The organism is Lachnospiraceae bacterium, from assembly GCA_022794035.1.
GTDB lineage: Bacteria > Bacillota > Clostridia > Lachnospirales > Bianqueaceae > CALWPV01.
In genome coordinates this window covers 47,017-58,099 of sequence record JAAWDX010000013.1, presented here as the reverse complement: position 1 = coordinate 58,099, position 11,083 = coordinate 47,017, and the positions used below count along the sequence as shown (strand labels likewise).

The 11,083-nt window shown below is 48.1% G+C and carries 13 protein-coding genes; 12 read left to right on the top strand and 1 reads right to left on the bottom strand.

Annotation, left to right across the window (positions count from 1 at the left end; genetic code table 11):
- Window positions 1-163 precede the first annotated feature (163 nt).
- The 7 genes from HFE64_10420 to HFE64_10390 all read left to right on the top strand — a co-directional run bounded on the left by HFE64_10420 (window position 164) and on the right by HFE64_10390 (window position 5,639).
- Window positions 164-1,072: an NAD-dependent epimerase/dehydratase family protein gene (locus tag HFE64_10420; protein ID MCI8633877.1), complete on the top strand. Its 909-nt coding sequence runs from the start codon at window positions 164-166 to the stop codon at window positions 1,070-1,072.
- 1 nt (window position 1,073) lies between these two features.
- Complete coding sequence (locus tag HFE64_10415) at window positions 1,074-1,586, top strand: GyrI-like domain-containing protein (protein ID MCI8633876.1); 513 nt, start codon at window positions 1,074-1,076, stop codon at window positions 1,584-1,586.
- A 135-nt stretch (window positions 1,587-1,721) separates the two neighbouring features.
- On the top strand, window positions 1,722-2,498 hold the full coding sequence (locus tag HFE64_10410) for a ZIP family metal transporter (GenBank protein ID MCI8633875.1): 777 nt from the start codon (window positions 1,722-1,724) through the stop codon (window positions 2,496-2,498).
- Between the two features lie 142 nt (window positions 2,499-2,640).
- The gene (locus HFE64_10405) at window positions 2,641-3,018 is read left to right on the top strand and encodes a GntR family transcriptional regulator (protein MCI8633874.1); all 378 of its coding nucleotides are present in this window, start codon (window positions 2,641-2,643) and stop codon (window positions 3,016-3,018) included.
- Window positions 3,019-3,061: 43 nt separating this feature from the next.
- Window positions 3,062-3,910: an ABC transporter ATP-binding protein gene (locus HFE64_10400; protein MCI8633873.1), complete on the top strand. Its 849-nt coding sequence runs from the start codon at window positions 3,062-3,064 to the stop codon at window positions 3,908-3,910.
- Window positions 3,907-4,548, top strand: a complete 642-nt coding sequence (locus HFE64_10395; protein MCI8633872.1) for an ABC-2 transporter permease — start codon at window positions 3,907-3,909, stop codon at window positions 4,546-4,548. Before HFE64_10400 ends, HFE64_10395 begins: the two co-directional genes overlap by 4 nt.
- Before the next feature lie 68 nt (window positions 4,549-4,616).
- Window positions 4,617-5,639 (top strand): branched-chain amino acid aminotransferase, encoded by a 1,023-nt coding sequence (locus tag HFE64_10390; protein ID MCI8633871.1) that lies wholly within the window; start codon window positions 4,617-4,619, stop codon window positions 5,637-5,639.
- 251 nt (window positions 5,640-5,890) lie between these two features.
- Here the strand turns inward: HFE64_10390 and HFE64_10385 are convergent, their stop codons facing one another.
- Window positions 5,891-6,910, bottom strand: coding sequence for a MerR family transcriptional regulator (locus HFE64_10385; protein MCI8633870.1), 1,020 nt, complete (start codon window positions 6,908-6,910; stop codon window positions 5,891-5,893).
- Between the two features lie 328 nt (window positions 6,911-7,238).
- Here HFE64_10385 and HFE64_10380 point away from each other — a divergent pair, with 328 nt between their 5' ends.
- The 5 genes from HFE64_10380 (at window position 7,239) to HFE64_10360 (ending at window position 11,056) form a co-directional block, all read left to right on the top strand.
- Entirely contained in the window at window positions 7,239-8,072 is an 834-nt protein-coding gene (locus HFE64_10380; GenBank protein MCI8633869.1) for a class I SAM-dependent methyltransferase, read from the top strand.
- A gap of 30 nt (window positions 8,073-8,102) precedes the next feature.
- The gene (locus tag HFE64_10375; protein ID MCI8633868.1) at window positions 8,103-8,615 is read left to right on the top strand and encodes a kinase; all 513 of its coding nucleotides are present in this window, start codon (window positions 8,103-8,105) and stop codon (window positions 8,613-8,615) included.
- 88 nt (window positions 8,616-8,703) lie between these two features.
- Window positions 8,704-9,465: a nucleoside phosphorylase gene (locus tag HFE64_10370; protein ID MCI8633867.1), complete on the top strand. Its 762-nt coding sequence runs from the start codon at window positions 8,704-8,706 to the stop codon at window positions 9,463-9,465.
- Window positions 9,466-9,485: 20 nt separating this feature from the next.
- A complete protein-coding gene (locus HFE64_10365; protein MCI8633866.1) occupies window positions 9,486-10,022 on the top strand; it encodes a hypothetical protein in 537 nt (178 codons plus the stop codon).
- Between the two features lie 14 nt (window positions 10,023-10,036).
- Window positions 10,037-11,056: a beta-lactamase family protein gene (locus HFE64_10360; GenBank protein ID MCI8633865.1), complete on the top strand. Its 1,020-nt coding sequence runs from the start codon at window positions 10,037-10,039 to the stop codon at window positions 11,054-11,056.
- Window positions 11,057-11,083 lie beyond the last annotated feature (27 nt).

Genomic DNA, 11,083 nt, shown 5'->3' with positions numbered 1-11,083 from the left:
GGCTGCCCCGGCAGGAACTTTTCTCTTATTATAACACCAATCTTGTGTAATCACAATTTATTCTTGTATCTTGCCGCTGATACCGTCTGGATTGTGCTTTTCCTTTCTTTTTGTTCCCTTTAATTAGCCATGAACTGGTTTGTGAAAGGGAGAGGAGAATGAAATGAAAAAGATTTTAGTAACGGGCGGAACCGTATTTGTAAGCCGTTATGTAGCTGAATATTATGTAAAAAAAGGCTATGAGGTCTATGTTCTCAACCGAAACACGCGTGAACAGCCGAAGGGTGTGACCTTAATTGAGGCAGATCGGCATTTGCTGGGAGAAAAGCTGCGCATGCATCATTTTGATGTGGTCTTGGATATGACGGCCTATACGGCGCAGGATGTTCAAATGCTTCTTACGGCGCTGGGAGAGTATGATCAGTATATTCTGCTAAGCTCAAGTGCCGTTTATCCGCAAAATGGCGTGCAGCCCTTTACAGAGGAAGCTCCGGTAGGCGAAAATCAATACTGGAAGGAATACGGCCTAGGGAAAATTGAAGCCGAGAAGGCGCTGCAGTTAAAGGATCCCCATGCTTATATTTTGCGTCCGCCGTATCTGTATGGTCCTTATAATAATCTGTACAGAGAAGCATTTGTTTTTGATTGCGCAATGGCAGATCGCCCATTCTTTTTACCCGCAGGCGGGAAAATGACGCTGCAATTCTTTTATATTGATGATTTATGCCGGTTTATGGATATCCTTATGGAAAGGAAGCCCTCGCAAAGAATTTTTAATGTTGGTAATCCGGAGGTAATCTCTGTGAAGGAATGGGTTGGGCAGTGCTATGAAGTGCTCGGTAAAACGGTGACATATCGTGAGGTGAGTACGAAAGAGGAACAAAGAAAGTATTTTAGTTTTTATGATTATGAGTATACGCTGGATGTCACTAAGCAGCTTGCATGGATGCCGGAGGTAAAGCCGCTTGCTGAGGGACTTCAGGAAGCATGGAGCTGGTATGCGGAGCACTCGGAGATGGTCAGGAAAAAAGAGTACTTAAAATATATTGATGAAAATTTGAGAGGAGAATGAAATGGCAGCTGAATTAGCAGGAGTAAAGAAAACGGCCTTGCCTAAGGCACGGTTTATTGGGATCTGTTATACGGAAAAGGATCGGGAAAACGGAACATTTGGCGCTAAATGGGGAGAGTGGTTTGCTACAAACCGTTTTCAAGCCTTAGAGGCACTGGGAGCGCTGGAGGAAAGCGAAGGAGCTTATGCAGCAGCGATGCGTATGACAGAGGGCGGCCGCGATATGGAATATTGGATCGGCATGCTGTTTCCGGCCGGCACAGAGGCGCCGGAGGGCTATGCTTATGTTGATATGGCGCCGCAGGAATATGCGCTCCTCTGGATCCGCGGCAATGAGCAGAGCGGTGAAATCTATGGAGAGACAGCATGGAACCTGTGCTTAGGGGCACTGCAAAAAAATGGGTGGACGATCAAAGAGGATGGATGGAGCTTTGAGATCTACAACTGCCCCAGATTTACAACGCCGGATCAGGATGGCAATGTCATCTTGGATTATTTGATACCGCTTAACTAATGGGTACCGTTTTTAAGGAGGCTGCCAAAGCAGAGATTTATCTGCTTGGCAGCCTTTTGTTTTATAATCCTTTATAATTTTAGCACAATGGGCTAATACTAAAAAAAGTACTGATCGATTAAAACGGGGGTTTTTATGACATTAAAAATCATACAGGGGATTCTAATTCCCTTTGTCGGCACATCGCTGGGCGCGGCCTGCGTGCTATGGATGAAAAACCAATGGAATCTTTTTCTGCAGCGGGCCCTCATCGGCTTCGCCGCAGGCGTGATGGTAGCCGCGTTGGTATGGAGTCTTTTGATTCCGGCCATTGAACAGGCAGATTTTATGGACGCTTGGTCTTTTTTTCCCGCAGTAGCGGGCTTTTGGATCGGGATTCTCTTTCTGCTGCTTTTAGACCGGCTCATTCCGCATCTGCATCACCACAGCAGCGAGCCGGAGGGGCCGAAAGCTTCGCTGAAAAAGACAACCATGCTGCTGCTTGCGGTTACGCTGCACAACATTCCCGAGGGAATGGCGATCGGCGTGGTATTTGCCGGGTGTCTGGACGGAACGATCGCGATCATGAGCGCACTGACGCTTTCGCTTGGCATTGCCATTCAGAATTTTCCGGAGGGCGCCATCATTTCTATGCCGCTTAGAGCGGCAGGAATGACCAAGGCTAAAGCTCTTGCATATGGCATTCTATCGGGGGTGGTGGAGCCAATAGCAGCGCTGGCTACCGTCCTGGCGGCCAGCATTGTGACGCCGGCCCTGCCGTATCTGCTCAGCTTTGCTGCCGGCGCTATGATCTATGTGGTCGTAGAGGAGCTCATACCAGAGATATCCGCCGGAGAGCATTCCAACTGGGGGACTCTCTTTTTTACGTTTGGCTTTACGGTGATGCTGACGCTGGATGTGGCGCTGGGATGAGGCATAACAAAATGGCTTCTGTATGGTTTTAACCTCATACAGAAGCCATTTTATTTTTTAAGTAAATCACTATTGACAAAACTGTTACTACTGTATATACTGTACATATACAGATGAAAAATCTGCAGATAGGAGGATGCATATGCATTTGTTTGTCGACAACAAAAGCGGTCAGCCCATTTATGAACAGATTTATTCTCAAATCAAAGGCTGCATTATCAGCGGCGAGCTGCAGGAGGACGCACCGCTTCCTTCCATTCGCGCGCTGGCCAAGGATCTGCGCATCAGCGTGATCACCACCAAGCGCGCCTATGACGAGCTAGAGCGCGAGGGCTTTATTTACACGGTAGCCGCCAAGGGCTGCTTTGTCGCTGCGCAAAGCGCCGAGCTGCTGCGCGAAGAGAACCTCAAAAAGATCGAGGATCATATGCGCAGTATTAGTGCCCTTGCAGCTGCCAGTCATCTCACGCAGGAAGAAATCCTCGAGATGTACCGGGTGATGATGCAATCAGAGAATTAGATAGTTTTTCAGCAAGGCCGCACAGCGGCAATGGAGGGAGAATATGAACGCTATAGAAGTGCAGAATGTCTGCAAGGAGTATAAAGGGTTTCGATTAGACAATGTGAGCCTGACGCTGCCGTCCGGATGTATTATGGGTCTCATCGGAGAGAATGGCGCTGGCAAGAGTACGCTGATTAAGGCAATCATGGGAGCTGTTTCCGCGGATAGCGGGCAGATTAAGGTGCTGGGGCAGGAGAATACAAAGAATTTCTCGCGGCTAAAAGAGGAAATCGGCATTGTACTTTCAGAGCCGGGCTTTCCTGAGGAGCTTTCTGCGCGGCAGATACAAAAGGTGATGCGGCACACCTACCGGAATTGGGATGATGACGCGTTTGAGCAGTATAGGGAGCAGCTGCGGCTGCCAAAGGATAAGATTTTTAAGACCTATTCGCGCGGGATGAAGATGAAGCTGGCGATTGCGGTAGCGCTTAGCCATCGGAGCCGGCTCCTCATCATCGACGAGGGGACGGCCGGGCTTGATCCGATTGTGAGGGATGAGATTCTGGATATTTTCTTTGATTTTACGCGGCAGGCTGATCATTCTATTTTAATCTCCTCGCATATTGTGAGCGATTTGGAGAAGCTGTGCGATTATATCTGTCTGATTCATCGCGGTCAGGTTTTATTTAGTATGGAAAAGGACCTGCTGAAGGAGCGTTACGGCATTTTTCATGGAACTGATGAAGAGCTGGCGGAGATGGATCAGCCTGCGGTAAAGGCAGCGCGGCGAAACAAGTACGGAGTAGAGGCGCTGGTTGATAAAAGCAAAGTACCAGAGGGAACGAGGCTGGAGGTGCCGACGCTGGAGGATGTGATTGTATATGCGGTCAAAGGAGGAGTTACGCTATGATCGGACTTTTGATTAAGGATTATTATTCGATTCGCAAATATGGTGTTTTTTTGCTGGCAATGGGCGTGTTGTATGCTGGCATCGGAAGTGTAAACAGTATGCACAGCCCAGTGCTTTTCTCTGTATTTTTATTCCTGTACATGGGCGTGCTTACAGGGTCGGTCATCAATCTGGAGGAAAAAAGTCATTGGGAAGAGTACGCGGTGATGCTGCCGTACAGCAGAAATAAGCTGGTAGCGGAAAAATATGTGCTGAGCCTGCTCAATATAGGAGTGGCCAGCCTGATTTATCTGGTACTGAATCTAATTCTTATGGCAATGGGAATGAACCGCATGATCTTAGAGGATGTCCTGTATATGATGCTTATTGGCGCAAGCGTTGGCCTGCTTCTTCCAGCTATCAGCCTGCCGTGGATGTTTTGGCTTGGCGGGGCGAAAGGACGTATCTGTATGATTGTGAGCGTTGGCATTATTGTCTGCGTTCTTGGCGGTTTTAGCATGATCGGGACAGAGAGTGGAGCACAAATGTGGATGAATCAGGGCTGGCAGTTTGGCATTGTTTTGGCAGCAGGTGCTTTGGCAGTACTAGGGCTTTCTATGCTCATATCGATGGCTGTTTATGCAAGACGTGAACTTTGAGCTTGCATTTTGAAGGGCTTCGTATTATAATCTGTATTTAAAGAAATGCGAAGTGGAGGCTGGTAGCAATGAGTAAAGAGATCGATTGGAGCAATTTAGGCTTTGGATACATTCCGACAGAATATCGATATGTGTCGCGCTATAAGGATGGAAAATGGGATGAGGGCCGTCTGGAGACGGAATCGACCATTACGCTGAGCGAATGCGCCTGTGTGTTTCAGTATGCGCAGACCTGCTTTGAAGGGCTGAAGGCTTATTATACAAAGGAAGGCGATATCGTTTGCTTTCGTCCGGACTTAAATGCAAAGAGAATGGCAGATACGGCTGCCCGGCTGGAGATGCCCCCTTTTCCGGAGGAGCGCTTTATTGAGGCTGTAAAGCAGGTAGTCGCTGCCAATAAGGACTATGTCCCGCCGTACGGCTCGGGAGCGACGCTGTATATCCGTCCGTTTATGATGGGGGTGGATAGTATCATCGGCGTAAAGCCGGCAAACGAATATGAATTTCGCATTTTTGTAACGCCGGTGGGGCCATATTTTAAGGGCGGCGCTAAGCCGATTGCCATCAAGGTCAGCGATTTTGACCGCGCTGCGCCGCATGGCACGGGCCACATCAAGGCCGGACTTAACTATGCGATGAGCTTGCATGCGATTGAGGTAGCGCATAGAGAGGGCTTTTCTGAAAACATGTATCTGGATTCTCAGACCAGAACCAAGGTAGAGGAGACCGGCGGTGCAAACTTCCTGTTTATCACGAAGGATGGCAAGTTTGTGACGCCAAAGTCGGATACCATCCTGCCGTCCATTACCAGACGCTCGCTCATGTATGTGGCAGAGCATTATCTGGGGATGGAGGTAGAGCACCGAGAGGTATATTTTGATGAGGTCAAGGATTTTGCAGAGTGCGGTCTTTGCGGCACAGCCGCCGTCATCTCGCCGGTAGGAAAAATCTATGACCATGGCGAAGAGATCTGCTTCCCCAGCGGTATGGAGGAGATGGGTCCATATACCAAAAAGCTGTATGAAACGCTGACGGGTATCCAGATGGGCCGTGTGGAAGCTCCCGAGGGCTGGATTGTAAAAATCAATTAAAAGCAAGGCCCCTGGCCGCATAACTACGGTGGTATGTTATGCAGCCAGGGGCCTTTTTAGTATGGGCGGGTTGTTTGCATGTTGGTGGGCGTAGAGCGTGGGCCTCACACCGACATGCAAACGAGGCAACTGCATGTTGGTGGGCATAGAGCATGGGCCTCACACCGACATGCAAACGAGGCATCTGCATGTTGGTGGGTATAGAGTATGAGCCTCACACCGACATGCAAACAACTAATCTGCATGTCCATTTATTTTTTCGCCTGAACCGGCAGCAGCAGATCTACCTGCTGCAGATAGCCAGCCGGGCTCTGATCTGATGAAAAGCCGAAAGCCTCCGGATCTGGCAAAAATCCAAATAAATTAAGATGTTCTTCCAACAGTCCATACATGGTTTCCCCGCTGGGGTTCATATTGTCCTTCCAAACAGGATGATCCTTAAGCCATCCGGTTAATAGGCGGTTCCATCCAATGCCATCGATTTCATCCATAAGGATTGCATAGGCCGCGTATAAGCCGCCCTTGATCTGCTTTTTGATTAAAGGAGCGGGCACTTCCAGATCCTCCGGAATGCTGACCTGAAATTCATAGCCGTAAAGGCCGTTTTCCAAAATGCCCGGATTCGGGTGGTTAAACCCAAAACAGCGGGCAGCGGGATAAATTTGGGCAAGCTTTGCTTTCTGTACAAAATCCTTGAGCATATTCCATGCATTGTTTTCAGGGTCCGGACCGATATAATGGGCAGTTGCCACCGTGCATGGCGGCAAATATATAATGCGCACATCCCGATCTGTCAATCGGTTGAGCTGCTTGACAGCAGATTGCAGGTCGGCAGCTTTCGGATCATTTAATTTTCGCTGCAGAGTTAGCGCATCCATTGCTTCAAGCAGGGCCGTATCATCTAGTAAATTTAACTTAATATCCTGATGGATATTTTCTTTAAGGCGCGTGATAAATGTGTCGATGATGCTGCGAATGGTGGAAAGAGCGGTAATTTCTTCATCTACCTCTGCAAGATTTTTCTGAAAGGTATCGATGATGGCGGCCGTATTTTCATTTTTCAAAATTAAGGCAATTTGTTTAAGAGGAATCCTTAACTTGCGCAGGATAAGGATTTGTTGCAGACGCAGAATCGTTTCCTCTTCATAGGTGCGATACGCATAATCCTCTTTTTTGATGCTTTGAATCAAGCCGATTTCTTCATAGTAACGAAGCGTTCTGGTAGAAATATTAAACTGTTTTGAAATTTCACTGATCGTGAGTAAATGCATGGCAATCCTCCTGAGTTAATAATCGTGAAGCTAGTATAAACCTTGACGCCGCGTTAAAGTCAAGAGTATATTGATCAATGGGTTAACGGATAGTTGATTGGGGTAAAATATGTATCCCTTGAATCTGACAGCAGAATTCGATATGATAATAGCTGTCAGATTTTTTTAATGCTTTGAAATGGAGATGCAAATGGAGAGTAAAATTGGCCATACAATAAAGAAATTAAGGCTGGATCGTGATGTGAGTCAGGAAACGCTGGCCAAAGCGCTTAGCGTGAGCACTCAGGCGATCAGCAAATGGGAAAATCAGAAGGCGCTTCCGGACATTATGCTTTTGCCTGCGCTGGCGGCGTTTTTTCATGTGAGTATAGACGCTTTATTCAGCGGTGTGACTTATGATGAAAACAAGTTAGAGGCCGGCGTGGATGAGCTGCTTCAGATCAATCAGCGCGGCTGGGACAATATTGCCAGAGGTGGCAGCTGGACCGGGACCAATCTGCCGCAGTGGGGCGTATGGATGCCCAATGAGGACGAGCTGCATATGCTGGATGTGGAAGGGAAAAAGGTGCTTGAGGTTGCCTGCGGGGCGGGTGTATCGCTGGCGTATGTCAGCCAGAGGGGCGCAAAAGAGCTGTGGGGGCTCGATCTTTCTAAGCGGCAGCTGGAAAAAGCGCAAAAGCTGCTGGATGAAAAGCAGCTCACGGCTCATTTATTCCATTCGTCAATGGAGCTAAACCCGGGGATCCCGGAGCATTATTTTGACTGCGTATATTCTGTTTACGGCATCGGATGGACACAGGATCTGGATAAAACCATATCGCTGATTGCCAGATATTTAAAAACTAACGGCGTTTTTGTTTTTTCGTGGGATAATCCGATGCTTCCTTGCATTGATACGATTAACGGGCAGTATGTGCTGAATGTTCCTTATCTGGATGAGCCTGTCAGATATAAAAAGAAGCGAGGAGAGGATGTTGTTTTAAGAAAATGGAAGCTGTCTTCTTATATCAATTCTTTGGCAAAGCATGGCTTCAAGATTGAGCAATTAGTAGAAAAATCGAGCAAAAACAGCGATTATGCAGTGTTTGATAATCAGTATTATTCGGAGCATAAAGCGCAGTATATGCATCACAGCTTTGTGCTGAAGGCAAGGAAAATGTGATCATATAGAGGAAAAGGAGTTTACGATACGATGGCTAAGTTAATTATTTTAAGAGGCAATTCAGGAAGCGGTAAAACAACGACAGCGAGAATGCTGCAGGAGAAATTCGGACCGAATACCATGCTCATTTCACATGATATGGTGCGGATGCAGATTTTGCATGTTTGGAGCACAGAGGGAGTCAGGCGATCAGGGCCGCTGATGATCGAGTTGCTAAAGTACGGAAAGCAAAATTCAGAAGTTACGATCATGGAAGGCATCCTGCCTACAGAAAATTATCAGTTTCTCTTTGAAACGGCCCTGAAAGAATTTGGGCAGGAGAATATAAGCGCTTATTATTATGAGCTGCCGTTTGAGGAGACGCTGGCTAGGCATAGCACCAAGCCAAACCGCGATGAATTTGGCGAGCCGGAGATGAGAAAATGGTGGAAAGAAAAAGATTATATCGGAATCATACCGGAGAAGCTGATTGATAAAAATGAAAGTCAGGAAGAGGTAGCTGAAAGGATTTATCAGGAAGTGATTCAACATAAAGGAAGATAATGCTTTGACCTAAACTTATATTTCTTGCAAACACGGCGCCTCTATGGTAAGCTGTAGAATAAATGCAGCAAAGAGAGGAGCGCATACGATGATCAGGCAAGATCAGTATCCGATATTGGAATTTGATGATGACAGGACGGCTAAGCTGAATCCTGCAGCCTTTGTAGACCGAAAATTTGAGACGGATAAGCTCATTATTACATTTTTTCCAGAGGTGATGGACCGTTTAATCGAGGAAGGGAAAATCCTGCCGGAGAGAACGATCGGCGGAGAAAATCCCGTTAAAATATATCGGTTTCTGGATACAGATATTCTGATTATGCTTGGCTCTATAGGATGTCCTGCCTGTGCAGGTAATCTGGATTTATTAAATGCCATGGGCGCTCAAAGGGTCATGTTCTGCGGAGGCGGAGGCGTTTTGGACAAAACGATTGAGGTGGGCCAGATCCTAGTAGTGGACGGCGCGATTAGGGACGAAGGCTTCTCCTATCATTATGTGGAGCCATCCCGGTACATTTATACGGATCCGGAGGTCACAGCCAAAATCGTGCAGCATCTGGAGGAGCATTCGGTTTCCTATATTCGCGGACTTACCTGGACGACGGACGCGCTGTTTAGAGAAACAAACGACCGGATCGCACGCAGAAAGGAAGAGGGCGCCCAAATTGTAGAGATGGAACAGGCAGGCTGCATTGCGGTGGCGCAGTGCCGGGGCTTTGCCTACGGAGCGCTGATCTATGGCGGAGACGATGTTTCTCAGGAAGAATGGGATCAGCGCAGCTGGCGCAGCAGAAAAGGCATTCGCTATGATCTGGTGATGCTTTGCAAAGATCTGGTGCAGGTCATCTGATGCAGGAGGATGGGACTAGTATGAAAAAGAAGGTCATTTTGAGCGCCGCTGCGCTCCTGAGTGTTTTGCTGATCCTTGTGATTGCCGGCGTTATCACAAATTATGCTGACAGCGCCAGAGTGGGGACGGGCCATGAGCCTAAGTACTGCATCAAGACGGTCAGTGACGACGGATCCAAGGTGACATACTGGGGGCTTGGCTATAAGGTGGTGCGCTATGTGGGCGTATCTCCGGATGAGCCCTATGCGAGCAATATTGGAGTGAAAATGGGCAGCTGGTTTATGGAATACGAGCTGCCGCAGCTGGAGAGTATTACGGTGGAGCTGGAGGGACGGACCTTAACGATTGATGCGTATGAGGATGTCAGCAGGCTGCAGCAGATTCTGAAGGATTCCCGCTATGATTCCGAGCTGTGCGATGGCATCATTACGCATACGATTACGGCTGGGGATGAGGTGTACTATCTTTTAGAAGGCTGCGCCGAGCTTCGCAAAGGGGATAAGCAGGCCAAGCTTTCACAGGAGGATCTGGCTACGATTTTGAGCATGCTTAGATAAAAGGAGAGCAGGTTATGATTGATTTGGAAAAGGAATTGCAGAACTATCACGCGGATTCTATCAGTATCGCGGTGATCAAGGACTATCAGGTGCAGGAGACGCTGACGGCAGGGCCGAACATTACGCCTCATACAAGGTTTCAGGCAGCGTCCATCAGCAAGATGGTATTTGCACTGGCTGTACTGCGTCTGGTATCAGAGGGCAAGCTGGCGCTGGAGGCGGATATCAACGATTATTTAGGGAATGAGCCGCTTACGCGGCAAGATGGAACGCCGGCTAAAGCAAGTGTGCAGCAAATTTTGGCGCATACGGCGGGGATCAATGTACATGGCTTTGAGGGGTATAAGGCAGGGGAAAGCCTGCCGACAACAGCGCAGATCATAGCGGGGGAGCCGCCGTGCAATTCGCCGAGGATATATCAGGAGCATATGCCGCAGGAGCACTGGATCTATTCGGGCGGCGGGTATACAGTGCTGCAACAATGCGTGGAAAAGGTTACACAAATGCCATTTGTGGATTTTATGGATGCCTGTATCCTGATGCCGCTGGAAATGCAGGAGAGCTCGTTTAGGCAGGATCTAACGGAAAACCTTGCCTATGGATGTGAAGAGGATGGCAGACCGATGAAAGGCGGACATAATCGAATGCCTGAGTATGCTGCGGCAGGACTCTGGACTACGCCCAGCGATATGGCCAGATTTGGAATGCATATCCAGAAGATTTTGCGCGGAGAAAAAGGCCTGATTTCACAGAGTCTGGCACAAAAAATGATTACGCCGCAGCACAGCGATGTACTGAATATGGAAGGAACGCAGTGCCATACAGGGCTTGGGTGCTATCTGAAGACGATTGGAAATGAGGCCTATTTTGGACATAGCGGCAGTAATGTGGGTTTTGAATCGCTGGTTAATTTTTCGGTTAACAGCGGAAACGGCTGCTGCACTTTTGTCAATGGAAACGGAGTCAGTCCGCTTATATGGAAGGTGCAGAGCATGCTATTAGAGAAGGGGAGCAGATATATTGACAGACTATAGCAGAAAGATATCGGAGCGTTTATGGAA